This is a genomic window from Dermabacter hominis NBRC 106157, from assembly GCF_001570785.1.
Lineage (GTDB): Bacteria > Actinomycetota > Actinomycetes > Actinomycetales > Dermabacteraceae > Dermabacter > Dermabacter hominis.
In genome coordinates, this window is record NZ_BCSI01000002.1 from 230,270 (window position 1) to 256,899 (window position 26,630).

Below are 26,630 nucleotides of genomic sequence, written 5' to 3' on the forward strand. Positions count from 1 at the left end.
ATGACGAGCGAGAACTTTCGCGAAAATGCACGCCCCCACGCCTCCGAGTTGCTCGGCCGTTCTTGGCTTAACACCGGCGGGGTCGAGCTAAGCCTCGAGGATCTTCGCGGCAAGATCGTGGTCCTCGATTTTTGGACGTTTTGTTGCGTGAACTGCCTGCACGTGCTCGACGAGCTGCGACCGCTTGAGCAGAAGTGGTCGCAAGAGATTGTCGTGATCGGTGTGCACTCGCCGAAATTCTCCTTCGAGCGCGACCACGACGCCCTCGTCGCCAACATCGAGCGCTACGGAGTCGAACATCCCGTGCTCGACGACCCCGACCTACGCACGTGGAGCGAGTACGGCGCGAAGGCCTGGCCGACCCTCATGGTCCTCGACACGCACGGCCGCATCGCCGCGTCGATGTCGGGCGAAGGCCACGCGGCGAATCTCGACTCGACCATCGCGAGGCTCGTGAGCGAGGGGGAGTCCGACGGCACCCTCGTGCGCGGCGATGCCCCTACTGTTCTCGAGCAATCCGAACTCCATACACTGCGTTTCCCCTCGAAAGGCGGGCTTTTGCCCGACGGTCGCATCGTCGTGAGCGACGCGGGGCAAAACCGTATCGTCGTGTTCGAAGCCGACGGCGTGAGCGTCGACGAGGTGGTCGGCACGGGCGTGCGCGGCTGGGCCGACGGCGACGCGGGCGAGGCACAGTTCTCGCAGCCGAATGGCATCGCCGTCCTTCCACCTGAAGTCGCCGACCAGGTGGGCTACGACCTCGTGATCGCGGATACCGGCAATCACCGACTGCGCGGTGTGCAGCTCGGCAGGCGTCGGCTCCTGCGCTCCCGGATCGAAAGCCACGTGTTCACCCTCGCCGGGAACGGCGAGCAGTGGATGCAGGGCCAGAGCCTTCCCACGGGGGTGGGCACTCCGATCCAGTTCGCCCTCTCGACACCGTGGGATGTCGAATGGGATGACGTATCCGGGCAGATCATCATCACGATGGCGGGAATCCACCAGATGTGGACCTACCGGCCGGCGGCTCTCAACGACGACGGCGAGTTCGTTGACGAAGGCGCGCTCGCGGTTCTCGCGGGAACGACCCAGGAGGGCCTCGTAGACGGCGCTCTCGTGCGCTCGTGGTGGGCACAGCCCTCGGGCGTCACGGTCGACGCCAACGGGACCGTGTTCGTTGCCGACGCCGAAACGAGTGCGGTGCGCGTGATTGCCGCGGATCGCAGCGAGGTCACGACTCTCGTGGGAGAGGGCCTCTTCGATTTTGGTCACGTCGACGGCCCTCTCGACAAGGCCCGCCTGCAGCACCCCCTTGGCATCACGGTCCTCGCCGATGGCCGCCTCGCGGTCGCCGATACCTATAACGGCGCGGTTCGGATCATCGACCCGATTCACGACTCGGTCGTCACCGTTGCGACCGGACTTTCGGAGCCGAGCGACCTCATCGTCGTCGACCCGATCGATGGGCTCGCGCAGCTCATCGTCGTTGAATCCGGCGCGCACAAGCTCACGTGGGTGTCCATTTCGCCCGCTGCCGAGCAGATAATCGACGAGGGCCCGCAGCAGACCGAACGCCCCGCGACAGCGGTCTCGAACGCCGGTCCGCTCACGGTCACCGTCGCGTTCACGCCGCCCGAGGGGCACAAGCTCGACGACTCCTTCGGCCCGGCAGTCCAGGTGAGCGTCTCGACGACACCGCCGGCGATGCTCGTGAGCGGAGGCGGAACCTCGAGCGAACTCGAGCGCGAGATTGAGCTCGACCCGAACTACAGCGAAGGCGTCATTCACGTCAGTGCGCGCGCTGCCTCGTGCGACGCCGACCCAAGCGTAGAGTTCCCCGCGTGCCACATGCACCAGCAAGACTGGGGCGTGCCGATCACGCTGACCGAGGAGGGCACGCGCGCGCTCGTCCTCTCGCTTCTCGCATGAACGCCTTCGCTTTGGGGGCCGACACCGCCTGGATGCTCGTTGCGGCCGGGGTCCTCTCGCTCGTAGCCCTCGCCCACCCGTGGTTCTGGATCGCGCGCGGTAGAGCCGGCGTCGATGATCGCGCGCCGCGGATCGGCACGCTCGTGACGGCAGCCTCGCATTCGGCTCTGTGGGGCGGGCTCGGCGCGGGAATTCTCGTGGCCCTTGCCCCCGGCGATGCCGGTGATCGGGTGTTGCGCGGCGGCTCCGTTTTCTTTGGCAGCATCCTTGCGGTCGCCGTAGCGGCCCTCGGCGCGCTGCTCGTCGCACGGGCGAATGTCGATGGCCTCGATCCGGACGCCACTGATAAACCGCGAAAGCCACGCCTTTCTGCGGCGAGAGCTCTGCCCGGGAGCGTGCGTGGAATCGGCGTGGGCGCCGCAACGCTCATGCTCATTGCCCTCATCGTGGTGAAGCATGCCGATGCGGGGCCGCTCCTCCTCCTCGTCGCGCTCGGCCTCGCGATCGGTGGGGCGTCGTTGCGCTCGGGCGTGGCGCTCTCCTCACTGGGGGAGACCGGTGCACGGATTGACGTTGGCACGCTTGAGCAGTCTCGAGGCCGGGACGATCTCTCACTCGAGTCCCTGTCCCCGCCGCTCGCGCGCGGCCCGCTGCGCGCGGTCGATTCCGCTGCGCTCGCGGCTCTCCTCGCGGGCGCCGTCATGACGCTCGGTGCACCCATCGTGGGGCTCGCCGGTCTCGTTTCCGCAATTGTGCTGGCGTGCGGTGCGCTCGTCGCACTGATTGGCTCGGCTTTCGTGCCCGCCGGATCGACGCGCTCCTCGCGCTTCGTGGGCGCCGGGCTCACGGGGATCATTCCGCTCGCTCTCGTCGGCTCTGTTCTCTCCCTGTGGCTGCCCACTCGCTACGCGAATCTCCGCATGGCCGAAGTGGGGCTCGGAAACTTTAACGACCCGTTGCTCGTGTCGCTCTTCGTCGACTCGGATACCCAGCAGGCACCCGCGTCCGTCGCGCGCGATGAGGTCGAACCTCTGATCGAGAAAATCGCTGCGCAGTTCTCCGGCTTCTACGCAAACGTGGGCGACGCCCCCGAAGCGCAAAGCGTTGCCGACACGATCATGCTGCACGCGATCAACCCCTCGTTCGTGACGGGCCTCGCGCTCGTCATTGGAGGTGCACTCGCCCTCCTTGCGGGCCTTGCGATCGTGTGGCCGCACGTGCGGACCGAGACCGCCATGGGAGCAGGCCCCTCCCGCGGGATGGTCGCCGCTCGCTTCGGGCGCATCAGCCCGTCGTCGGTGGGTCTCGGCTCCAGTCGCGCACTCGCGCTGCTCGCCATTGCCGCTCTGCTCGGTATCGCAGCGGCGTGGGGCCTCGCGACTGCCGCCGCAGGTATCGCCTACCTCGGCTACTACCTTCTCGCGCTCGCGGCGGCGGGAGCCGCGGCTGTGTGGGGCGGCTTCTCGGCGATCGCGGGCGCCGAGTATTCTCGCGAAACCGCCGTTTCGGTGCGCGACGGTGACGCCGCGGAGCAGTCCTCTCACGAGGCGCTCGCGGGCTCTCTTCTCGCGCTGCTGTCGAGTGTTGCTGCCCTCCCGCTCGTGGCACCGATTGCGGGAGCGATGCGCGCGGCGCCGCAGCAGGGTGCGCTGTGGGCCGACAGGCAGCTACGCGCATTGAGCGTTGATTCGCCAACGGTCGTTCTTGGTTTCGCGTTCGGTGTTGTGGCCGTTCTGGCCGTGGTCGCGTTCATCGCGACGCCCACGCGCGCTGTTCTTGCCAATGCCGTGACCGAGGCGCGCATTGCGCTCGCCGAACGGTCGAGAGCTCGAGGTTCATCCGACGGCCCCGATGATTGTGGCGACGAGGTGCTCTTTGAGGGGCTCGAGAGCGCGCTTCGGCGCACGTCAGCGATCGTGGTGATGTGTGCGTTGCTCGCGCCGGCCGTATGTGGCTTCGGGATCGGAGCGGCATCGCTGCCCGCCTTCGCCGTCGGGGTTCTCGTCGCATCCGGTTGCGCGGCGTCTGTCGCGTTCGCGCGCGTGGCATCGAGCGAGGCGGCCCTCGCGCGGGTTGAGTCAGGGGTGGCCGGCGGCACCGCGTCGCTTGCCTACTCGTCTGTGCTCACCGAAGTATCGGAGGCCCGGGCTCGAGTGGCGCTCACGTCTTCGCTTGCCGGCGCGTCAGGCTTCGGTGTCATCGCGGTGCTCATGACACTCGCGGCCGCACCCGCAGTCGTGTCCCTCACGGGAGATGAGGGGACGCATCCTCTCGTGCGGGTCATCATCGTGGTCGCGGCCCTCATGGTGCTCGTCGTCCCGATCGTGCTGTCGCGGGGCCTCGAGCAGGTCGATCTCGCCGACAATCTGCGAGAAACTGCCGATGGTGATCAGCCTTCCCGTGTCTTGAACACGACGCGCGGGAAGGCCGCGAGTGTGCAGGCGCAATCGAAGAAGCCGGCGGCGCAATCCAAGCGAAACTCGGATGCCCGCGAGGAAAATTTGCTCGAATCCGGCGACCTTGTCGACGACATTTTCGGTGAACCTGAAGTCTCGAAGAAGAAGCGTGGGCGCAAGCGAAAGTAAGGCACGCACTCGCGCTGACTAATCTTCGTGTCGACTCGTTTTTCGTGTCAACTCTTATTCGCGCCAACTTGGGTTCGGTCTAACTTGGATTTTATCCACCTCGAGGCCGATTCTTATCAGCTTTTGGAATTTGCGAGTACACGTTTTAATACTCGCTTACGCGACCGCGAGTTTCGCGTACTTGCTCATTCACGTCAGCGTCGGTGCCCCGTTTCGTGCTGAATCTTCCTTCCTTCGGCTTTCAGAGTGCCGAGTCTCTGGCGCTCGCATTGGTACCCGGTCGGTCGTTGTCGTTCCAGACGTTGTCGTTCCGAGGGTTTTGGTCAGGCAGCGTAAGGCCGCGTTCGCCAACCCACCGACCGGTCCGAACCAGAGCCAGCACAACGTGATGGCCGGGGTCGAACTGGCCCTGGTGAGGCTGAAGCCATGCTGGGCGGCGTCAAGCTCATCGCCTGATCCTCGAGGACGATGCCTACCGGGCCGAGCTGGGCCTGACCCCCGGACAGTGGACACGTCGGGGGTTAGCTATGCTGCTTTGGTCAGTGTAGCTGATGTGAGTGCTTCGAAGTCATCGGGAGCTAGAAGGTTGCACCACGAGTGTCGCCGGCGCGTGTTGTAGCGCATGCACCACCGGAAGACTTCCTGCCGGCAGATAATGGGATTGTCAAAGACTTTCCTATCACGCAAGACTTCCCGCTTTAAGGTGGCGTTAAAAGATTCTGCTAGGGCGTTATCCGCACTCGTTCCTACCGCGCCCATGGATTGGCGCACACCCAACGACGAGCAATAGCTCCTAAAGGCTTGTGAGGTGTACACACTGCCGTGATCGGAATGGAATGCAGCCCCGTCAAGACTGCCACGCACACCGTGCGCGTGGGCTATTGCATCGACGACCAGTGACACTCGCATGTGGTCTGCGAGCGCATAACCTGCAAGTTTCCGTGAATACGTGTCAATGACTGTGGCCAAATACATGTTCTTGCCACCCTTACAGGACAGGTAGGTAATGTCGCCAACATAAACGCGGTTCGGCTCGTTGGATGTGAATTTACGGCCTTCTAAGTCCGGCATGACCCGGTGGCCAGGCTTGCGCCTGGTAGTGACACATCGGCGGCGCTTGGTAAAGCCTTTAAGTCCCATGGATTTCATGATGCGTGCGACCTTCTTGTGATTTATCGGGCCGAAATCCGTATCACTGTTGAGGCTTGCAGCGATGCGTTTAGCATCATAAAGCCCGTACTCGTCATCGAAGATGGTTGTAATTCTCGCACCAATAAGGGCATCGGAACACATCTTTAACCTGCGCTTTTCACGGGTTTGGACCCATATATAGAACGAGGAACGATTCAGCTTTAACACATCGCACATTCGCTTAACCGAGTACTCGGTTCGGTAGTCATAGACAAACTGGAAGCGGATCACCAGCGTGTCTCTTCGGCAAAATATTTAGCAGCTTTACGTAGAATATCGCGTTCTTCGCGCAGCTTCGCGTTTTCTTTTTCCAGCTGGCGGATTCGCTCAGAATCAGTCGCCGCTTGGGCTTTATCATGCACGGCTTTAATGCGGGCACGTTTGCCAGTGCCGTACTTCTTGACCCAAGAATGCAGCGAGGCACGGTTGATACCGAGCTCTGCTGATGCTGCGTTCAGCGAGAGGTCCTCATTGTTTTCATAGAGGGCCACAGCATCGCGTTTGAACTGTTCGGAGTACCTGGACATGGTGGTAGATTACCTTTCTTCCCAGCCCGACTGGGCTGGATATCAGGTGTCCACCAAACAGGGGTCAGGTCCAACTTTGCCGATGAATGAGGCAAAGCGGTCCCGTAGAGATGTTTCGTGTTGGTTGACTTGCTTGGACAGGACCTGGGTGCCGTGTTCATCCAGGACGCAGGCGTGGTGGAAGTATTTGCCGACGTCCATGCCGATGACATAGCGGTATGTCATGGTGGTACTCCTAGCGATAGAAAAGCGGTAATCTGCTTCGTCGCTGGGGTTGGTCGGACATACTTCGTGCTGGCGTCCACATTACTTTGAGATCTCACACCAACTAGTGGCGTGGATCAGGTTCCTATTGAGCTGTTGGAGTAGGTCACTGCCTTCGGCGGCATCACCCCCCGGATCATTTTCTTAACAGGGCGAATAAGCGCCATGCCGAAGCCAGCGACTAGTTCCTCCAGTCCCGAAGGGAATGAGGGAACGGAGTAAACATAACCCGCCCCGATTAGGGGACTACGTAATGAATCCTCGGAGCCCTCCGGTGGAACTACTTAGAACGTAATGGGTAGCCATGACTGATCGCCGGGCCGCAACGTGCGGGCCGGCGGTGATCAGCGCAGCGGCCTACGCAGCCGTGGCGATGGTTCTAGCAGGGATTTCTCGGAAGAACTCACGCCGAGTCAACAGGGCATAGATGACGTTGCAGCGGCTCCGGGCAAGCCACATCACCGCGGCATTGTGTTTCTGTCCTTCAGCCCGTTTACGCAGGTAGTAGTCGCGCGATGCGGGATGGCAGTTCGACGCGATCCACGCCGTTCGAAACATCGCGTTTTTCAACTGTTTATTGCCGGCCCTGGTGGGAAACTCGCCGCGGACCGACGTACCCGACTGCCGGGTGGTCGGCGCGATGCCGGCGTAAGCGGCCAAGTGCGCGGCGTCGGCGAAGTCCTGGCAATCGCCGATGGACAACAAGATGCTAGAGGCGGTCTCGATGCCTACGCCGGGCATCGACATCAAGACCTGGGCAAGAGAGAACGATTCGAGCATCTCCTCGACTTGTCCGGCGATCGTGTCGCGCTGTGCTAGAAGCGCTTTGATGTTCGCCGCCAGCTGGGGAATGACCAATTCTGCTGCCGCAGTGCCGGGTACCGTGACAGTTTGCTCGGCAAGGGCGGCGAAAATTGCGTCAACCAGGGAAGCAGGATCCTTCTTGGCGCGGTTGCGCATCCACTTCAGGACCCGGCCTCGACCTGCGGCGGCCAGTTTTGTCGGACCTTCGTAGTGGATGAGCGAGTCCAGCACCAGCGTGCGCGAGAGAATCTCGCCTGCCAAGACGCGCTCGAGTGCGGGGTGAATCTGTGTGAGCGCGCTGCGAAGGCGGTTTTTCGTTCGGGTGGCGTCTTTGGCGATGTCGTCGTGGAATCCGGCGAGCATCTTCAGCGCTGCTAGTGTCTCGTCGTCGCGGTCGACTGCCCGCAGTGTGTGCGGCATGGTGCGGGCGGTGTCGGCGATGATGAATGCATTCCGGCGGCGGTTTTTGATCGTCCAGGGTAGAGATCGGCTGCTTTTCGCATGGCTAGGTCGGGGAGGTCTCCGACCGTGCAACCGCAGTCGCGGGCCACGGCGATGGGCAGGGCGCCGATCGTGTTGGGTTGATCGATGACCATGAGAACGCTGCCGTGGGCTTGCATGGACGCGAAGATTTCGCGCCGTGCGGCTTCGTCTTGGGGTAGCGGTTTGTCGTAAATTCTCTCGCCGGTGTTGGTCAGCGCGCAGGCATGGTGGCCGGTTTTGCCGACGTCGAGGCCGATGATGATTTCGGGTGTTGTGGACGGTTCCATGGTGGTGTCCTTCTGTTGCGGCTGGTCGCCGGTGTCTTGGACATCCGTTGCAGGTACCCACGTTACGACGAGACCTCTGTTTGGTCCGTGTCCCTATTAGCTGTCAGCGGTTGTCCCCGGTGTCCGGTGGCAACACCCCCGGATTATGGAAATGTTCACGCAGATAAGCCATACCGGGCCCGGTGACCGCGCCCCGTGAGGGGCACCATCACGGTAACGGGGTGAGGGGGGGTAAGGTCAGTAAATTGAGCCTGGCGTAATGCGATAAGGATTGCCTAAACTAATAGATAAGGATTGCCTAAACTAATACTGGTTCAGGTGGTGTTCCCGATCGGGAATCGGCAACGGAAGCGAGGCGGCGACGATGAACGGAAAACGTCGATCGACCGGAGAACCCCTCTCCGGAGGGGGAGCCGGGGACGCGGTGGCGTCGCAGACGGATGACGGGCGGTTGGTGCACGTCGCACCGGTCGCAGCGGGTGGCCGACCATCCACCCGCGACATGCTCGTCGCCGCCGCGATTGGCGTCGCGGGGTCTCTCATCATCGTGCCCCTGACTTACCTGCAGGTGTTCGCCGGCATCGCCCACGTTTATCTCGTCGCGGCGACGCTCGGGTTGTGGTTCCTGCAGTGCGTTGTTCCCCTTATCGTCGTCCGCAAGCCTGGCGCGAGCCTCATCGCATGCCTTGCCATGGGCGTCGTGTCCGCGGCGACCACCCCATTCGGCGTCGCCGCAATCGGGGCGCTGATTGTGGAAGGATTGCTCATCGAGCTTCCGTTCATGGTCACCCTGTACCGGCGGTGGACGCGTCCCCAGTTTGTGGCGTCGGCGATGTTGTTCTCCGCGCTGATGGGAACGATGGCCCCGCGCGCAGTCGGCGTCGACTCGCTGACCACGCCCATGGCCCTGATCAGCTTCGCCGTAGCCTTGGCATCGAGTCTGGTGTTTTTGGTCCTGGGCTTTGCCGTCGCAAAGGGGCTTCGCAGCCGCGGGGTCACCCGGTGACCGCCGGAGCACCCGCGTGCGCCGGTGCGACACGCGGGACGGCCCCGGCCCGGTTACGGGTTAGTGGCGCGGGCGTGCGGCATGCCGATGGGCGATGGGCGCCCGACATGGTGGATCTCTCCTTCGATTTCGGCACGATCAACGCCATCACGGGACCCGTGGGATGCGGAAAGACGAGCCTGGCCCACCTTATCGCTGGACTGATCCCCTCGCACATCCCCATCGACCATGCCGGATTCGTGCACATCGTCGATGCCGACGGCACCGAACGCCCCGTGGACGGGGACCGGGTCACCTTCGTCGGGCAAGACCCGGCGACGCAGGTGCTCACGCTCCGAGTCGTCGATGACGTGTCCATGGCCCTCGAGTTTTCCCTCGTGGAAGCCGGCATCGTCGCCAAGCGATCAGCCGAGGCCCTATCGGAGCTCGGGCTGTCAGAGCTCGCGGAGAAGGATCCGTGGGCTTTGTCGGGTGGGCAACGCCAGCGGATGGCCATCGCCGGTGCGGTGGCCAGGGCGCCGGAGGTCATGATCTTCGACGAGCCCGCGGCCCACGTCGACGAGGACGGTCGCCGGTCGCTGTTCGCCGCCATCCGTGATTTGCGGGCTCCGGGTCGCGTCATCCTGCTCATCGAGCATGACCTCCGCCCGTTCGACGGGTGGGTCGACACAGTGACAATCCTCGATGCGGACGGGAGCGTCGCCGCGCACGGAGCGCCGGAGGGCATCGCGGTGAAGGGCATTGCGACGTCGGCCGCGACCGCCGGAGCGCCGGACGCCAGTACGCCGGGCACGGGGGCACCGGACCGTCTCAGTCCGGACCGGCGGCGAAGGCCCCGGGGAGCCGGGGATGGCGCCGATCCGGAATTGGAGGCGGACGCCGTTCCACTGCTGGCCTTGACCGGAGCCCATGTGGCCCGGGGCAGGGAGCGGATCCTGAATGGGGCCGATCTGACACTGGAACGGGGCGAGATCCATGCCCTGGTCGGCACCAACGGAGCCGGTAAGTCCACCTTGCTGGCGGTGCTGTCGGGCCAGATGAAGGCGGGAGCGGACCTCCGGATCGACGGCGAGCCAGCCCGGCGCGTCCCCGACGCCTTCGCGTCGTGGGCGTTCCAGAACCCCGAGCACCAGTTCACCCGCGCGACCGTCGCCGCGGAAATCGACTCCGCGCTGGCCGGCACGGACCCGCACGGGCCACTCGGCGCCGATGAGCTGCGGAAACTGCGGGAAGCCCTGTGCCCCCGGGCACTTGACCCCGTCTCGCCGTTCGTCCTGTCGGGCGGACAGAAAAGACGGTTGGGCATCTTCCTGGCGGTGGCGGCCAATCGCCGTTTGCTGCTTCTCGACGAGCCGTTGGCGCACCTGGATTCGCCGAGCTCGCGCATCGTGCTGGATGCGCTGGCGGAATACGCCGGGGCCGGCGGAACCGTTGTGTTCACGTGCCACGACCGCCGTGTCGCGCGAACGTGGGCGGATCGGGCGAGCATCGTCGCCGAAGGGAAGGTCGCCTGGTCCGGTCCCGCGACCGACGTGCCGGCTGCCCCGGAGTCGTCCCGGCGGGATCGCGCACTGCCCGCGGCCGGCGCACGGACGTCCGGGGACGAAAGTCCCTGGACCGGTGAATCCGACGCTCGGAGGCGCGCGGGGTTGAACGCCATCACGATCGTCGCGGCGGTGATGCTCGTCCTCGTCGCCGGGCTGCTCTCCGGCGGAGACGCCGTTCTCGCGCTGACTGGGGTTGCGTTCCTCGCACTCGCTGCGATCGCGGAACGCGACGTTCGGGCGACGGCGGGGAAGGTCCTCCTCGTCCTGTTGATCGGGGTGTTCTTCGGCCTGCTCGGGTGGCGCTCCGAGTTCTACGGCGGTGGGGATCCGGCGGAGGCCGTCCGCCACGGCATCCATCACGGACTGCTGCTGACAGCCGTGTTCGCGGGGACGGTCCTGGTCTCCGCGTGCATGCGCGTCGAGGAGCTTTTCGACGCCATGGTGCAACGCCTCCGGGTTCCCTACACATGGTGCACCATAGCGATTTCCGGGGTGAGCATCGCGGCGTTCCTGCGCAGCGAAATCCCCCATCTGACATGGGCGATTAGATTGCGCTCGATGCGACCGGGGCAGTCTTTCCGCTCCGGCTTCATTCGCGCGACGACGCCCGCGTGCATCGCCTTTCCCTTGTTCGTTAGCGCCGTGCGCTGCGCCGAAAAGCTGTCCCTGACCCTGGCGATGCGCAACTTCGGCCGTCATCCGCGGCGCACCTTCCGCACCGATCACCCCTGGCGAGTGCGTGACGGGTTCGTGGCCGCAGCGTCCGCCGCGGCCTTCGTCGCCGCCCTGGTGTCCGCAGTGACTTGACGGGCACCCGGAACCGGCGGGTCCCGGGCCCGCGAGCGTTTCCGAGCTTATGCGGAGACGCGCCCCACCCAGTTGCTTCACCCTTTCAACCCTTCAGACACATCCTCCGGGTCACGCCATGCGGGCCCAGTCCGCCCGGCACCGGCATGGCGCCGACAACCGAAAGAGGTACCAATGAACACGATCCGGACCATCAGCGACGTGCTTCGGGACAAGGCCGATGAGACGAAAAGGGGATCACCTTCCTCGAGAATCGGCGGGACGTCTTCGTCCCGTATGGCCGGTTCCACGCGGAGGCGGTGGCGGCTGCGACTCGGTTGGCTGAAGCCGGCATCGGCCCCGGCGATCGCGTGATCTTCCAAGTTTCGGAGAACCGCGGGCTCATCCGGGCGTTCTGGGGCTGCGTCTACGCCGGCGCGGTTCCGGCGCTTGCGCCGCCGGTGTCGGGCCCGGTTGACGTCGACAGGGTGCGGACGCTCTCGGACATGATGCCCGGGGCCCCGATCCTGGTCGACGAACGCAGTCACACGCTGCTCACCGGCGCAAACGGTGCCGTGGTCGTGGGCGAGGACCGGCTGCTCGACGTGTCCATCGTCAATGACGCTACCGCGGAACCGGGTGCGGCGATGCCGGGTGATGCTGAATTGGACTTCTCTCAGGCGGGGGACGTGGATTCCGGGGATGGCGCCGGGGCGGTCCCCGCGTTCCCGGTGCGAGGTCGATTGCTGCCGCCACCGTTGTGGCGGTCGCGGGGAAGCCGGTCGCGCCGGGGTGCCGGGATCTCGTCGGCCACCCCCGGCTCCTCGAACCGGTCCTCGCCTTCGCCCGCGATGCGGGCATCCATATCGAGGTGCCGCATGACAACCCGACCACGGGGCCGCTGCCGACAGCGGCCCACTGCGTTACCAAAGAAAAGGGGAAACGATGACGGATCAAGCTGAACGAGGTGCGGCGATCGTCGTCCGCGACCTCACGAAGAGCTACCCGATTGCGGGCAATGCGGGCACCCCGCCCGAAGGCGGGGCAGGTGCCCCGCCGGACAGCGGGCGCAAGGGAAAGCGCGGCGCCCGGATGCGCAAGCATGTGCTCGACGGCGTGAGTTTTACCGTGCCCGCCGGGGCCATCGTGTCGTTCCTCGGCCACAACGGTGCAGGCAAGACCACCCTCATCCGAATCCTGTCGACGCTCATCACCGCCGACTCCGGCGAGGTGAGCATCTTCTCGCGCGATGTGAAAGAGGACCCGGCGGGCGTGCGCGCCGACATTGCCACCACCGGCCAATTCGCGGCGATCGACGAGAACCTCACAGGCCGGGAGAACCTGGAGTTCTTCGGGCGGCTGCGCGGACTCGACCGCGCCGCCGCGGCCGCCCGCGCGACGGAACTGCTCGCGCAATTCTCGCTCGCGGACAGTGCCTCGACGCTGGCGTCGGCCTATTCGGGTGGCATGCGGCGCCGTCTCGACATCGCCGCGTCGCTGTGCGTCGTGCCCAGGCTGCTGTTCCTCGACGAACCCACAACGGGGCTGGACCCTGTCAGCCGCGAAGAGCTGTGGGGCTTCATCCGGCAACTGCGCGACGACGGAATGACCCTGGTGCTGACCACCCAGTACCTGGAAGAGGCGGAGGCGCTGGCCGACCACGTCCATCTGCTCAAGGATCGCCGCATCGTCGCCAGCGGAACGCCGGAGGAATTGCGCCGCGACTTCGGGTCGCACGTGCTCCGCGTGTCCTTCGCCACCGCCGCCGAGGCGGAGGCGTTCGCCTCCTGCCTCGGGGGAACGTGCCTAGACGGCGCCCGCGTCGCGGGGAAGTCGGTGTCCCTCGACGTCGACCTCGGACCGCGGGTCCTCGAGGCGGCGGCGCAGGCGATGGAGGCCTCGGAAGCGTCGCCGGATTCGCTGAGCGTGTCGTCACCCACCCTCAACGAGGTGTTCATATCGATGAACGCGGGGGGTGCGGCGCGATGAGTGCGACGTCGGTCGCGGCGTTTCTCCGTCGGGATCTGCTGCTGTTGCGACGCAACACCGCGTCGCTGATCTCCATGTTCGTAGTTCCGCCCCTCTTCCTGCTGTGCCTGTACGCGGTGTTTGGATACTCGGCGGGGCAATCCGGCTTCGGGTACCTGCGTTTCGTGCTCGGCGGCTGCCTGTTCCAGGCGGCGATGTTCACCGCCGCGGCGTCGGCGATGGCGGTGGGACAGGACGTCGAATCCGGGCTCGTTGACCGCGTGCGCGTGTTGCCCGGGGCCACAGGCGGCTATGTCGCCGGCAGGCTCGCCACCGATGTGATGCGGATGTCCGCGTCGATCGCGGCGCTGCTGGTCGTCGCGTGGGCCTGCGGCCTCGACATGGCTGTCGGTGACGTCGCGTGGACTGTCCTGTGGTCGCTGCTCGCCGCGGCGGTCCTGTCCCTGATCACGGACGGGGTGATCCTGATGGTGCCCGCCCCGGTGTCGACGGCCTCATCGATCCAGGCGCTGGAAATGCTGCTGCTCATGTTCTCCACCGCGTTCATTCCGGCGACCGCTTTGGACGGCTCCCTGCGCGACGTCGTACGTCACATGCCGTTTTCGCCGATGATCGAGGTGATCAGGGCGGCGTCCCCGGACGCCTTCCCGGATAGCGCCGGGGAAGAGGCAGCCCTGTGGCTCGGTGTCGCGGTGGTCGCCGGAATCGTCCTGTTCATCCGCCGGTTCACCTCGAGGAGCGAATCATGATCGGCGCCATCTTCGTGCATCTGCGGCGCATCGCCCACATTTGGCTGCGGCGCCCCGACTTCTGGTTCATGACGTTCATTGCTCCGCTCGTGTACCTGTTCATCGTCAACCGCATGTTCGGTGGCCTGGTCAGGCAGCTCACCGGAGAGTTCGAACTCCGGAACGCGGTCATCCTGGTCGTGACGGCGTGGGCGTTCATCCTGGCCATCACGGGATCGTCCACCGTGTTCGTTGAACGCAGCAATGGCTTCCACGAGCGGTTAATCACCATGCCGTCACCGTACGCGGCCGTGCCGGCCGCACGGATCATTGCCGAGTTCATCCGGATCATGGCGATGACGGCCGTCGTCGCGGCGGTGGTCGCCTTGCTTTCCGACGGCCCCCCGGAGGTGTCCTGGTGGTGGAGGATCGCGGTGACCGGGGCGATGGTTGCCGCGGCGGCCGCATGCACCGGCACGTACATCGCGTTCTCCATCACCAGCCCCCAGGGTTCCGTGGCCCTCATCCCGTTAATCATCGTTGCGATGTTCGTCAACACGGTGCTCATGCCCGCCGACCACTTCCGTCCCCTCCTGCGCGGAATCGCCGGGCACACCCCCGTATCCGCGGCCGGCGAGGCCGTCAACGGCACCGGGGCTGCGGGTCTGGTGGTCTGCGCGGCCTGGTTCTTAGGCATCGCCGTGCTCGCGGCGTGGGGCATCGCCGTGAAAACGAGGCCGGGGGAGTCTGCATGACGGGCACGTCCACGGGGGCGGCGCCGCCGACGACGGCCCGCGAACCCGAGCACCTAACCCGAAACCGCCGCGTGGACGCGGACCACACACCCCGGAGACAGAACCAGATGAAGTCGATTGCCCAGATCGTCCAGAACAACCGCAGGCTCCTCGCGGCCTACGAGGACAAGGTCCAGCCGAGGTTCCTCAGCCGCTATGCGCGTGAACCGATGGACGCCGCCGCCGTGCATCGGAAGCTCCGTGCGCTGGATCCCGGGCCGGATGCGCCGGCCGGGGTTCTCGACCTCGGTTGCGGAACCGGGTGGCTCGCCCGCATGCTCGCCGCCGAGCCTCGCTATCGCAGGGCGAACATCGTCGGCTACGACCTGTCGCCCAATGCGATCCGCATCGCCCGCGAACGCGCCGCCGTCGAAAGGCTCGGGGCCCGGACGGAATTCCACGTCGCCGACGTCCTCGCGCCGCTCGCGGGAGAGCCCGGCAGGACCGATGAAATCTGGGTGTGCGGCGCGCTCCACCAAATGAAGGATGCGGGTGCCGCGCTCGGCAGGGTCGCCGGTCTGCTCGCCGACGGCGGCATCGCTTACGTGCAGACGTTCGCCGAGGATCCCGACGTGAACGAGCGGGTCGACATGGCCGTCATGGCGAAGATGGGCCACCGGGTGTTCCGGGGCAGCGAGCTCGAGGACCTCGCCGAAGCCAACGGGCTGAAGCTGGGCAGAGCCTCACACGCCGGCATGGTGTACTTCTGCACTCTCACGAAGAAAAGCGCGATCGGGGAGGCGGGCAAGTGAGCGCCGTGGACGGGACCGTAGGCCCGTGGTCGCTGCTCGCCCCGATCCGGACGCGGATGCGTGCGGTGGTCGCGTTATCCGTCCTGTCGTCGGTGGCTACCGTCGCTTCGCTGGTCGGCATCATCGACATCGCGATGACGTACCCGGAGGCCCCGGAGCATCGGACGTGGTTGGCCGTGGCTGTCATCGTCGTCGCCGCAACGGTGCGCATGGCCGCGGACGGCGCCGCCGGCATGCTCTCGCACCGGGCGGATAACGACCTGCAGCTCCACCTCCGGCGCCGGCTGGTCGCCCAAATCCGGAAGTTGCCGCTGGGCTGGCTGGACGCCCGGCGCTCGTCGGGAATCATCGGGTCGGTTGAGAAGGACGTCGCGGCTGTCCACCAGCTCATGGGCCACACCGTCGGTGAGACCGTGGTGGCGGTGCTGGTTCCCCTGCTTTCCCTCATCGCGCTCGTCGCGGTGGATTGGCGGATCGCGGCGGTGGCGGTCGTCCCGGTGCTGGTCACCTTCGCCCTGATGGGCGTGATGATTTCGCGCGGAGCCGGTCTTCAGCGCGACTACGAGCGAGCCTCCGAAGGAGTGACGGCCGCGGTCATCGAGTTGGTGCGCGGTATCCCGGTGATGAAGTCCTTCGGACGCGCCAACCAGGGCGCGGGTCGCTACGATGCCGCGGCGTTGTCGTTCGTCCGCGCGTGGTCCGCCTGGTCCCGGCAGTCGAACATCTATCTCGGGTTCATCGACGTGGTGACGTCCCCGATCACAGTCCTCGCAGTGGTGTGCTGGGCCGGCCTCGCTCTGAGGGACGCCGCGGGCGGCATACCGGAGGGTCTCGTCGCCGGGCTGGTTCTCAGCCTTGGACTCTCCGCGGCGATCGTGCGGGTGGCCATGAACTCCGAATCCATCATCGCGGGGATTGCCGCCCTGAAGTCCATCGCGGAGGTGCTGGGCACGCCGCCAATCGCCGAGCCCGCCGATCCGGTGCCCGTGCGCGGAGGCGCGCTCGAGGTCCGGAACCTGGTCTTCTCCTACGGCGATGGGCCGCGGGTCCTCGACGGGATGTCCGCGACGTTCGAACCGGGGACCCTCACTGCGCTGGTGGGGTCCTCCGGTTCCGGAAAGTCCACCGTCGCCCGGCTGTTGGCGCGTTTCCACGACCCCGTTGAAGGCTCGGTGCTGCTGGGCGGCGCCGATCTTCGCGACATCGCCGTGCGCGACGTGCACCGCTCGGTGTCGGTGGTGTTCCAAGATCCGCAGTTGCTCACGCTGCCGTTGCGGGAGAACATCCGGCTGGCCAGGAGAGACGCCACCGACGGCGAAATCATGGCGGCCGCGAAGCTCGCGAACCTCGATGCGGTCATCGCGGCGCTGCCGAAGCGTCTGGATTCGGTGGTCAACGTCGACGTGACCTTTTCCGGCGGTGAGGCGCAGCGCGTGGCCATCGCGAGGTCGATCGTCACGGACGCGCCGGTGCTCATCTTCGATGAGGCAACCGCTTATGCGGATCCGGCTTCCGAGGCCCTCATCCAGTCCGCAATCGAGCGTTTGGCCCGTTCGCGGACGGTGATTGTGATCGCGCACAGGTTGAGCACGATCCGCAACGCCGACCGCATCCTCGTTCTCGATGGGGGAGCGGTCGCGGAGGCGGGTACCCACGACGAGTTGCTTGCGCGCGGTGGCCGCTACCGGGATTTGTGGCGCGCGTTCGCGCTCGACGACGAACCATCCGCTCCGCGGGGCACTGAATCAGACGATGAAAAGGCGGGGAACCGATGATTCGGGACTTGTGGTTGATGACGGATCGGCGCTCGAGAATGACGCTGGCGTGGCTCATTGCGTTGGCCGCGCTTGCCTCGCTGGCCCAGGGAGCGGCGTTCGTCGCGCTGCTGCCGCTGCTGTCGGCTCTGGCCGAGGGAGATGATGCGACGGCGTGGCGTTTCACCGGCGTCATCGCCGGCCTCGCGGTCGCCCATGCGGTGCTGTCCCTCGCCGCGGGGACGGTCGGCAGGGCGAATTCCGCAGCGGTGCTGTCGTCCCTGCTGCGTTCCCTGGGCGAACGCGTGCTGACGTTGCCACTCGGGTACGTCACCAAGTCCACGGCCGGCCGCTTTTCGGAGATGGCGTCGTCGGGTATCGCGTTCGCGGCGTCCGTGCCGCACGTGATCCTGCGGCCCGTCATCGCCGCGGTGGTTGCGCCGACCGTCATCGCCTTCGGAATTCTGGCGGTGGATTGGCGCGTCGGTTTGGTTCTCGTCGCGTCGGCGCCGGTGCTCTTCTTCGCCTACCGGGCCATTGGCCGGGTCGGCGGGGAGTCGGACGAAGCGCATGCTGACGCCGTCGCTGCCGTCTCCGGCAGGCTGATCGAGTTCACCCGCTGCCAGCAGGCGATTCGCGCCGCGAGCGACGGTTCGGCGGCGGACGCGATGGTGGATGAGGCGATCCGGGCCCAACACGATACGTTCGCGAAGGCGACGTCGACGCAGGGGGCGGCCATCGGACGGTTGAGTTCGGTCGTCCATGCGGTGTTCACGGCGGCGGTAATCGTCGCCGTAGCAGTCGCCGCGACGGGCGGGATGGCGCCGGCGCAGTTGGCGCCAATGCTCATCGTGGTCGTCCAGTTCACCGGACCGATCACCACGGCGGGAGCGTTGTCCGGCGGTTTCGGTGCGGGCCGCAACACGTTGGCTGCGTTGCGTGACCTGCGGGCGATCCCCGCCCTTCCCGAACCGACCGCACCGGAGCTGCCCAACGGGCATGACGTGGAGTTCCGCGGCGTGAGCTTCGGGTACGGGGATAAGAAGGTTCTCGACGACGTCAGCTTCCGTGCGCCTCAGGGAGCGCTGGTTGCTGTAGTGGGACCGTCGGGGGCGGGCAAGACGACGGTCATGCGGCTGCTGTCGCGTTTTCATGATCCGGACTCGGGGGAGATCCTCATCGGCGGGGTGCCCTTGCCTCGGATCGGCACCGACGGCGTGAACTCGCTGGTGACCCCGGTGTTCCAGGAGACGTTCCTTTTCGACGCGTCCGTGCGGGACAACGTGGTCTTCGCCGACCCCGAATTCGGTTCCGGGCTCGGTGACGGGGACCGCTTGCGCGAGGCCGCTCGGCGTTCCGGGGTGGACCGCATCGTGGAGCTGCTGCCTTCCGGGTGGGATACCCCGGTGGGGGAGGAGGGGACGCTGCTGTCGGGAGGCGAGCGGCAGCGCCTCGCCATCGCCCGGGCGCTTCTGAAGGATTCCCCGGTGGTGCTTCTCGACGAGCCGACGTCCTCGCTGGATGCGGCCACTGAGCGGGCGATCGTCGGCACGATGGAGGCGTTGCGCGGCGATCGCACCGTGATCGTCGTCGCCCATCGCCTGCACACCGTCCGCGATGCCGACCTCATCGTCGTGCTTTCGGAGGACGGGACGGTCGCAGAACGGGGCACGCACGATGAATTGCTGGCGAAGGGCGGCCGCTACGCCGAGTCGTGGGCGTGTCGGACGGGGAGCTCCTCGGGCGCCTGATCCTCATCACCTGGTCGATGCCCTCACGGGCGCCCTGCCGCAGCTTCCCGAATCCCACCGCCAGGCGCTCGGTGGGCAGAGCGAAACCGCCGACGAAAACGCCGAGCAGCACGAACACCGACGAGCTGTAAGGCTGAAGCTTCCTAGAAAGCGAAAATAGCCCTCTTCCTCATCTCCGTGAAAGCTGGGAGGGAAGGGGGCTCTTTGCTGCCTTGCCGCTAGCTACTACCGCCCGTGCACCTGGTTTTGAGCAATTTCCAGCCCGTGGCTGGCGATTAGCCCCACTGCCTCCGCCGCGGTGGGCAGGGTGAAAGCGAGTTCCTCGCGCTCCTTGGCATTGAAGTTGCGCAGCACATAATCAGCTGGATCCTGGCGGCCCGGAGGACGACCAATGCCAATGCGCACGCGCATGTAGTCCTTCGTGCCCAATGACTTCGATGTCGAACGCAGGCCATTGTGGCCATTCTCGCCCCCGCCGCGCTTAAGGCGCACCACACCCGGGTCTAGGTCCAGCTCATCGTGGACCACCACGACGTCGGTAGGTGCGACATTGAAGAACTTCGCCAGCGCCGCGACCGGCCCACCCGATAGATTCATGTACGTCCGGGGCTTAGCCAGAATCACCTGTCGCTCGCCACCATCGGAGGTTTTAAACCGAGTCTGCACAATCTCAGCATTCGATTTCTTGTGCACGCTAAACGACGAAGGCATCGGAGAAGTCCGGCTGGCTAGTTCATCTAGCACCAGATGTCCGACGTTATGGCGGGTGAGTTCATATTTGGGCCCAGGGTTGCCGAGCCCCACGACAAGCAGAGGCGTGGTGGAGGCGTCCATGAGTTCAACCATGGCACACCGTGCACGGTCTTATGATTTTTCTGCGGGTGACTCTTCACGTTGATTGACTTTGAAAACGCCCCGTACTCGTCAAACAAAACTACAAGGAGCCGCGGCTCGTACACCTCGCCCGAGATAGCTGCGGCTTTCTGCTGCGCGTAGCGGTGTTCCATCTCCGCATGCACCCACTGGATAAGGCTGACATGCTCCGCGTCGGTTGACGTGTACATCACCACATTGGGTAGGTGCTGCACCAGGGGAACGTAGTCCGAGCTACCTTTACCGTCGGCAATCATTGCATCGGCACCCGCGAGCACGCAGCTAGTCAGCAGCCATGAGGCCCAAAACGACTTACCGCTACCAGTGCCGCCGCCGACCAGTGCGTGCGGTGAGCGCGCCATAGCAGCCGACAGCACTTCGCCGTCCGCCGTGCGGCCCTGCACCCACGCCAGGCGCGGATACGCGGCAACAGATGACGCGCAAAACTCTTCCAACGAGTCGGTGCCAGTTACATGGAGTTGCTCGTCTGCGCCAGGCACCCAGGGGTCATGCGGGCAGCCCTCGGCGGGGTGACGATTGCCACTCGGTCAGCGGCCAAACGGCGCAGTTCAACGTCGCATTTCACGACACCGCGCAGCTTTTCAACAGTCCGGTTCCAAACGTCGAACCCAACAGTCGGCGGGGTTTTCACTGACAGGTAAGCGCGACCGTCACCTGTCACACCCCACCCCTGCGGAGTAGGGCAGAGGTAGGAGGTCACCCCGTCCGCGCGTTTAGTGACGTAGGCGAGACCCAGCTTGTGCATGGGGGCCTGACCCCCGGACAGTGGACACGTCGGGGGGGGGCGGGCCCAGGCAAAGCGGCGCTGCATGGACGCAGATTGATGCACAGGCCAGACGTAGCTAAGCCCCCAATGCTCAGGCAGGGCCGCCGGAGCCGTCTCACCAACGTGTAGCAGAGTGATGCTAGCCCCCTTCTCCACAGCAGGGACATGGAGGGTAGCCACGGCACCCACACCGTAGTCGGCGAGGTTGGGAGCAGCCATAAGGTCGTCACAAACCATGACAGCAAGCACGTAGTCGTAGAACAAACCATCAAGCGTGGAGGTAAGACCTCGCAGAGCATCCTCATTAGCCATGTCAGCACGCATTACAGGACACGGGGTTACAGTGTCGCCATCGACGTCGAGACAGACAATAACAACGGAGTTGTTGGGGTAGAAGCCCAGTATGCCAGGGATTTCAGCGATAAGGTGGCCGGGGTCAAGCCGGCAGATAGCAGCAGTCATTGCTCAAACCTTTCAAGGATGAAGTCGAATACTTTCAATCCTTTCACCGGCGTGACTTTGTCACGCTGTCAGTTCTGTATCCTCATCGCGCTCGCTGAGCATCTCAAGCATCTCACTGAGATAGTAGTGGACCGGTCGTCTCTCGATGACGCTAATGTAGCCGTCGCGGCCCCAGCGCCACACGGTCGAGGCATTGATGCTGTAGCCACACGCTGCAGCCAGGCGGGCGATGTTGCTCGCCGTATCGGTGTGGTCGGCGGGTAGCCCCGCGGCTCGGCGCGTCGCGGCCAGCGAGACCTGCCTCTTGTCGTCCTCAGTCGTGTAACCATGGTGGTGCTCGAGGCGGTCGCGTACGATACGCAAATCCTCGCGGGTGGAGTCGTCTGCGTACGCGGCCACAGCAGCGGCGATATAGGCCAGCCGGCGGGCCAAACATACCCCGCTAGTACCGCGGGGCGGCGTCGGGGCGTTGTCGCCCATGGCCGCCACGACATCTTGCACGGCGTACATCAACTCACGCGTGCAATTCATCTCAAGGTCGATCCAGTTGACGTTCACCGGCGCATGGGGCTCTGGTGCCTGGCTGCGGCCAGTCGCCACCTCCGCTGTGGCCCGCCACGGCCGATGGATGTGTGCGGGCATGACCGCGATTTGATCGCCTAAACCAATAAGATTTTGCACGCCCATAGGTAAGCCCTAGCAAAATAACCTCTCAAAAACAAGGGTTTACGCAGCTCGCGGCGGGTTTTAGGGTTAAACTTCCACGCGAAAGCGGGTTAAGGGAGATGAAGTGACAGACATGTTGCAACGGGGTCTGCGACAGCATAACAGGGGTCGTTGCGCAACCCGTTGCAATCTGTTACAGCGGGTCAGAGCATGTTTTGGCCTTAAGTGTAACGGTGTAACGGGTTCCCCAGGAAAAGAGAGGTAGTAGTAGCATTCTCTCTCTTTTTTGACATCCCGACTTTTTGAGGAAGCCCGTCACACCCGTTACAAATTACAGTAATTAAGCCTCTGACCAGATTGTATAAGTTGTAACGGATATGTAACACCCCCCGTAACGCCCCTTGTAACCCCGTTACACTTTTCGATGTTCCCCGCTTGTTGTCCATTCCCCTCACCCTTTTCCTGTGGGTGGGCCAAGCCCTAGCCCCACTGTCTTGACGGGTGCGGGGTATGCCACAGCGGGTAAGAGTATGTTGAGAGCCCTGAGAGTACTTCTGAGAGTATCTCGGGCCCTGTAGCCGGTACCGCGGTGGTATTCCGGCTACTCACGTGCCCCAGAGAGGATTCGAACCTCCGACACCGGCTATCTGAGGTCCACCGCGGCTTGGCTGACCCCGCGGCCCCAACTTTCTCAAGCCTGAAATCCTGCCAACTACTTCACGCGGGACACTTGTGAACTAGTGCACTAGTTGATTGCGGCTGAAGTCAGTGGCCCTCATGATTACGCGAAGCTAGAAACGACGCCCATAGTCGAGCGATTGCGGACGCAATTGCCGCGCCAAGGATTAAGGCGCAAATTGCCACGCCCCAGAGAACGATCGCTGCATCCTTGAGGACGGTTTGGCTAAGAATTACGGCTGTGGCCGCGATCAGGCAACCGGCAATGACTCCGACCTGCGAGGCTTTCATCTAGGCTCCTGTCGTTCCAACTAGGCAAAGCACTTTCCAACGTAGGCTCCACCGAGAGCTATGATCCCAGCTGCGCAAGCGATGCATCCAGTCCCAACCGTTACGCCGCATAACGGTGCGCAGATTCCTACAATAGCAGTGACTGCTACAACGGAAACTCCAGCAGCAGCCTTTATCGTTCCCGACTACCGTTGGACTGTCGGTAGTATTAGTGAGGCCGTCTACCGTATGCCGTATTGAGTGCCAGAGCTGCTTCGTTTTCTACGAGTTTGGTGCTACCGGCTGGGTGTGTGAGGTCTTTTTCTTTTTGAGCGGTTGCGGTGAGGGCTCGTGTCCGGTTGTGGTGCCGGTGTCATTGGTGCTGTCGCGTGTCAGCGTCTAGGGAACTGTGCACGACCGTTGGGCGTGCACGCATGGATACTGACAAATCCGCTAGGTTAGTCGAGCAGTCCCTCTTCACGCGCCCGGGCGAGCGCCGCCGTTCTGCTTGACACCCCGAGCTTTCCGTAGAGCCGCGCGAGATGAGTCTTGATGGTGGTGGGGGAGAGGAACAGTTCCTCGCTAATCTCGCGATTGCTCAAACCGCGATCGAGCGCATTGAGCACGTCCCGTTCCCGGCCCGTGAGCGTGATGCGGTCCTTGCGCATCTCGCGCAGGAGCTTGCCCGCGACGACGGGCGCGAGCACCACCTCGCCGCTTGCGGCACGCTGCACTGCGCTCGTGAGGTCGGCTGGCGCTGAGTCTTTCAAAAGGTAGCCTTGGGCGCCGGCCTCGACGGCGGCGAGAATCTCGGAATCGTCGTCGTAATTGGTGAGAACGAGAATGCGCGGGTGATCCCCTCGTGCGCGAATAGCGCGAATCGCCTGCACGCCGCTCATGCCGCCGTTCGCGAACCGTAAGTCCATGGTCACGAGGTCGACATCGCCCTCGCCTGCCCGCTCGACCGCGTCTTCGGCGCTCGCGGCTTCCCCAACGACCGTGAACTCCTCGTGGCTTTCGAATACGGCGCGCAAACCTGCGCGCACCACGGGGTGGTCGTCGGCGATGAGGATGGAAATCATTCGTGCGCTCCTAGGGAGATTGCAGAGGTGGAGTGGGCGGGGCTGAAGGAGGGGAGTGGGGAGCGTGCTGGGATTCGGCGGGCGGATTTCACGAGGCTGGAGCGGGCTCGGTCAGGACCGACGGTTCTTGCGCCACGGGGATCGTCACGCTTATGAGCGTGCCGTCGCCGGGCGAGGCAATGATCGCGGCGTTTCCACCGAGCTCTCGCGACCTCTTCACGACGAAACCGAGGCCGTAACCGCCGCTGTCGGTGCGCCGACTGAGCAGCGCCTCGTCCACGTCGAAGCCGCAGCCGTCGTCTTCGATATCGACATGCAGCTCGCCACCGTCAGCGTAGGCGCGAACCTCGATGCGTGAGGCGCGTGCGTGGTCGAGGGCGTTGGCGAGCGACGATTGGACAATGCGCACGACACTCGTTGCTGTCGTCATGTCGAGCTCCGGCAAGTCGTGAGAGACGTGGCATTCGATGACCGGGGCTGCTTCACCGGGAACGGCGACCACTCTGGACCGAGCGGTGTCAACAACACGTGTGAGAGCTGTTTCGAGGCGCGCGGGTCCCGATTCGTGTGGCGTGAGGTGGGAGATCGCGCTTCGAAGCTCGCTCAGGGCTTCCGAGGTGGCGTCGGAAGCGGAACGCACGTGATCGAGCGCAAGTGGCACCTCACCCGAACCGAGAGCCTCGTCTGCGAGCCCGAGTCGCAAGACGACGCTCGAGAGTGACTGGGCCGTGGTGTCGTGGAGGTCGCGACCAAGCCGCTCGCGCTCGGTTATGCGTGCTTTTTCGCGTTCGGACTCGACGAGCTGGTCTTGGGCGCTTCGGAGTTGTGCGATGACGGTATTTTTCTGAAGCGCCTCGAAGCGCATCGCGCGGTACATGTGCATGAACGCGAGCATGAGCACGGCGATGAGGAGCGGCCCCACGACCGTGCCCGTCGAGGCGCCATGGTGGAAAACCTGCCCGGCGATCGTGAACGTCGTGAGACCAAACGTGACGAAGGCGCCGGTGCGTTCGGGAAGGAGCCACTGGGACGTGCCGATGAGGGCGAAGAGGAAGTAAGTCGCATGGGGCGTCTTTGCGATGACCATCGCCCACGCGGACGCGAGAACCGCGATGTACACGAGGGGGCGCCACGAGAGAACGGTTGCCGGTTCGGCGTGAATATCGCCTGCACGCATGAGCCACACACTGCCCACGAGAGTGATGATGAGCGCCACCAGGCCGAAAAGCACAACGCTCGACGTATGCGGCGCCGAGGTGAGGGTGCTCTCGACGACGGGGATCGCGAGGAACGCGCACGCGAGCGCGGCTGCCCCCATGACGTACGGGGTGCGAGCTAAGGAGTGCATACACCCGATCCTAGTTCCCGCGGGCACGTGCTCGTTCCTCCAAAAGGATGAACGAAGGAGGTACCGCCGGGAGGTACCGGCGAATGGGCCCCGATCGGCACAGTAGAAACATCATCAATCGTGCATAAGGAGTTCGCCTCATGTTTCTTGCTATCCGCGACCTACGCTTCGCGAAGGGCCGTTTCTCCCTCATCGTCGCCGTCGTGTCCCTCATGACGTTCCTCGTCACATTCCTGGCCGGCCTCACCGGCGGCCTCGCGATGCAGAACATCTCGGCGATTCTCTCGCTGAATCCCGACAGGGTCGTCCTGTCGGTCGACGATGGCGAGCAGGAGCAATTTGCGAACTCGACCATCACCGAGGAGCAGTACACGGCCTGGGCGGACACGGCCGGAAAGGACGCCGTCACCCCGCTCGGCATTTCGAGTGCGCTGCTCGATACAGGCGAGAAGACCGAGTCGGTCGTCCTCATGGCCGAGCCGTTCGGCAAGGACTCCCGCGTCCCCGAGGCCGGCAAGCTCGTGCTTGGCGAGACCACTGCCGAATCCCTCGGAGTGAAGGCCGGCGACACCCTCGAAGTTTCGGGTGAGACCCTCACCGTCTCACGCGTGCTCAAGGATGAGTTCCATTCACACCGCCCGGTCGCCTTCGCTGACCTGACCACGTGGCACGACTACCTCGAGCGCACCCATCAGCCGCAGGATTACGCGACCGCACTCCTCGTGGGAAAGGGCGGGTCCGACGCTTCCCCGGCTCTCACTGATTCCGAGGTCAAGGCCCTCGATAGCGATCAGTCCACGACCACGAAGTCGCTTCTCCCTTCGCTTCTCGCAATCGGCTCGTTCCGCTCAGAAATCGGCTCGCTCGCGATGATGATCGCTCTCCTCGTCCTGATCTCGACGCTCGTGATCGGCGTGTTCTTCCTCGTGTGGTCGATGCAGCGTCAGCGCGATATCGCCGTGCTCAAGGCGATCGGCGCCCGCACGGGCTGGCTCGCGGGTGACTCGCTGTGGCAGGCCCTCATTGTGCTCGGCATCGGTTCGCTCATCGGTGTGGGGCTCACCGCCGGCCTGGGTGTTCTCGTCGCCAACGCGATGCCGTTTGTTATGAACGTGGCGACGTTCGTGGGCGTCCCCATCCTCATGCTTCTCGCGGGTCTCGTGGGCTCGCTCGTGTCGGTCCGCACGATCACGAAGGTGGATCCGACGAAGGCCCTGCAAGCGTCGGCGGCCTAGCCCCTCCGGAAAACTCCGCGCCCCTCACACTTTGACGAAAAGGACGAAAGCC

Annotated in this window: 19 protein-coding genes and 1 pseudogene; 11 read left to right on the forward strand and 9 right to left on the reverse strand. The window is 64.5% G+C overall.

Annotated elements, in window-relative coordinates; genetic code table 11:
* Both DEHOM01_RS03760 and DEHOM01_RS03765 read left to right on the forward strand, forming a co-directional pair.
* Window positions 1–1,929, forward strand: coding sequence for a thioredoxin-like domain-containing protein (locus DEHOM01_RS03760; RefSeq protein ID WP_061211570.1), 1,929 nt, complete (start codon window positions 1–3; stop codon window positions 1,927–1,929).
* Complete coding sequence (locus DEHOM01_RS03765; RefSeq protein WP_061211571.1) at window positions 1,926–4,514, forward strand: hypothetical protein; 2,589 nt, start codon at window positions 1,926–1,928, stop codon at window positions 4,512–4,514. Before DEHOM01_RS03760 ends, DEHOM01_RS03765 begins: the two co-directional genes overlap by 4 nt.
* Before the next feature lie 525 nt (window positions 4,515–5,039).
* Here the strand turns inward: DEHOM01_RS03765 and DEHOM01_RS03770 are convergent.
* From DEHOM01_RS03770 to DEHOM01_RS03785, 3 genes and pseudogenes are all read right to left on the reverse strand, one after another.
* Window positions 5,040–6,232, reverse strand: a protein-coding gene (locus DEHOM01_RS03770; protein WP_156468298.1) for an IS3 family transposase whose coding sequence is annotated in 2 segments (ribosomal slippage) — window positions 5,040–5,953 and window positions 5,953–6,232 — 1,194 coding nt in all. Because the reading frame shifts where the segments join, the coding sequence is not laid out codon by codon here.
* A 42-nt stretch (window positions 6,233–6,274) separates the two neighbouring features.
* Window positions 6,275–6,457 carry an IS110 family transposase gene (locus DEHOM01_RS03780; protein ID WP_217997996.1) on the reverse strand — a complete coding sequence of 61 codons (183 nt, stop codon included), beginning with the start codon at window positions 6,455–6,457 and terminating at the stop codon, window positions 6,275–6,277.
* 396 nt (window positions 6,458–6,853) lie between these two features.
* Window positions 6,854–8,070, reverse strand: a pseudogene (locus DEHOM01_RS03785) (IS110 family RNA-guided transposase).
* A 364-nt stretch (window positions 8,071–8,434) separates the two neighbouring features.
* Here DEHOM01_RS03785 and DEHOM01_RS03790 point away from each other — a divergent pair.
* From DEHOM01_RS03790 to DEHOM01_RS03830, 8 genes are all read left to right on the forward strand, one after another.
* Window positions 8,435–9,076, forward strand: coding sequence for an ECF transporter S component (locus DEHOM01_RS03790; protein ID WP_061211573.1), 642 nt, complete (start codon window positions 8,435–8,437; stop codon window positions 9,074–9,076).
* Window positions 9,077–9,183: 107 nt separating this feature from the next.
* Entirely contained in the window at window positions 9,184–11,430 is a 2,247-nt protein-coding gene (locus DEHOM01_RS10365) for an ATP-binding cassette domain-containing protein (RefSeq protein ID WP_217997997.1), read from the forward strand.
* 924 nt (window positions 11,431–12,354) lie between these two features.
* Window positions 12,355–13,398, forward strand: coding sequence for an ABC transporter ATP-binding protein (locus tag DEHOM01_RS03805; protein ID WP_061211576.1), 1,044 nt, complete (start codon window positions 12,355–12,357; stop codon window positions 13,396–13,398).
* Window positions 13,395–14,147: an ABC transporter permease gene (locus DEHOM01_RS03810; RefSeq protein WP_061211577.1), complete on the forward strand. Its 753-nt coding sequence runs from the start codon at window positions 13,395–13,397 to the stop codon at window positions 14,145–14,147. The genes DEHOM01_RS03805 and DEHOM01_RS03810 overlap by 4 nt, the downstream gene beginning before the upstream one ends.
* Window positions 14,144–14,881 carry an ABC transporter permease gene (locus DEHOM01_RS03815; RefSeq protein WP_061211578.1) on the forward strand — a complete coding sequence of 246 codons (738 nt, stop codon included), beginning with the start codon at window positions 14,144–14,146 and terminating at the stop codon, window positions 14,879–14,881. Before DEHOM01_RS03810 ends, DEHOM01_RS03815 begins: the two co-directional genes overlap by 4 nt.
* Window positions 14,882–14,988: 107 nt before the next feature.
* Complete coding sequence (locus DEHOM01_RS03820) at window positions 14,989–15,672, forward strand: SAM-dependent methyltransferase (protein WP_061211646.1); 684 nt, start codon at window positions 14,989–14,991, stop codon at window positions 15,670–15,672.
* Window positions 15,669–17,447: an ABC transporter ATP-binding protein gene (locus DEHOM01_RS03825; protein ID WP_061211579.1), complete on the forward strand. Its 1,779-nt coding sequence runs from the start codon at window positions 15,669–15,671 to the stop codon at window positions 17,445–17,447. Before DEHOM01_RS03820 ends, DEHOM01_RS03825 begins: the two co-directional genes overlap by 4 nt.
* Entirely contained in the window at window positions 17,444–19,177 is a 1,734-nt protein-coding gene (locus DEHOM01_RS03830) for an ABC transporter ATP-binding protein (RefSeq protein ID WP_061211580.1), read from the forward strand. Before DEHOM01_RS03825 ends, DEHOM01_RS03830 begins: the two co-directional genes overlap by 4 nt.
* 225 nt (window positions 19,178–19,402) lie before the next feature.
* Here the strand turns inward: DEHOM01_RS03830 and pth are convergent, their stop codons facing one another.
* The 6 genes from pth to DEHOM01_RS03860 all read right to left on the reverse strand — a co-directional run bounded on the left by pth (window position 19,403) and on the right by DEHOM01_RS03860 (window position 25,343).
* On the reverse strand, window positions 19,403–20,023 hold the full coding sequence (gene pth / locus DEHOM01_RS03835) for an aminoacyl-tRNA hydrolase (protein ID WP_311201226.1): 621 nt from the start codon (window positions 20,021–20,023) through the stop codon (window positions 19,403–19,405).
* Window positions 19,915–20,550 (reverse strand): FtsK/SpoIIIE domain-containing protein, encoded by a 636-nt coding sequence (locus DEHOM01_RS09940; protein WP_156468299.1) that lies wholly within the window; start codon window positions 20,548–20,550, stop codon window positions 19,915–19,917. The genes pth and DEHOM01_RS09940 overlap by 109 nt, the downstream gene beginning before the upstream one ends.
* Window positions 20,520–21,299, reverse strand: coding sequence for a DUF4192 family protein (locus tag DEHOM01_RS10335; RefSeq protein WP_061211581.1), 780 nt, complete (start codon window positions 21,297–21,299; stop codon window positions 20,520–20,522). The genes DEHOM01_RS09940 and DEHOM01_RS10335 overlap by 31 nt, the downstream gene beginning before the upstream one ends.
* Window positions 21,300–21,359: 60 nt before the next feature.
* Window positions 21,360–21,941, reverse strand: coding sequence for a hypothetical protein (locus tag DEHOM01_RS03845; protein WP_167346642.1), 582 nt, complete (start codon window positions 21,939–21,941; stop codon window positions 21,360–21,362).
* 1,430 nt (window positions 21,942–23,371) lie between these two features.
* Window positions 23,372–23,995: a response regulator gene (locus DEHOM01_RS03855; RefSeq protein ID WP_061211584.1), complete on the reverse strand. Its 624-nt coding sequence runs from the start codon at window positions 23,993–23,995 to the stop codon at window positions 23,372–23,374.
* A gap of 88 nt (window positions 23,996–24,083) precedes the next feature.
* Window positions 24,084–25,343 (reverse strand): sensor histidine kinase, encoded by a 1,260-nt coding sequence (locus tag DEHOM01_RS03860; protein WP_061211585.1) that lies wholly within the window; start codon window positions 25,341–25,343, stop codon window positions 24,084–24,086.
* Window positions 25,344–25,483: 140 nt separating this feature from the next.
* On the opposite strand from DEHOM01_RS03860, the gene DEHOM01_RS03865 reads away from it, so the two are divergent.
* The gene (locus DEHOM01_RS03865; protein WP_061211586.1) at window positions 25,484–26,578 is read left to right on the forward strand and encodes an ABC transporter permease; all 1,095 of its coding nucleotides are present in this window, start codon (window positions 25,484–25,486) and stop codon (window positions 26,576–26,578) included.
* Window positions 26,579–26,630: the final 52 nt, after the last annotated feature.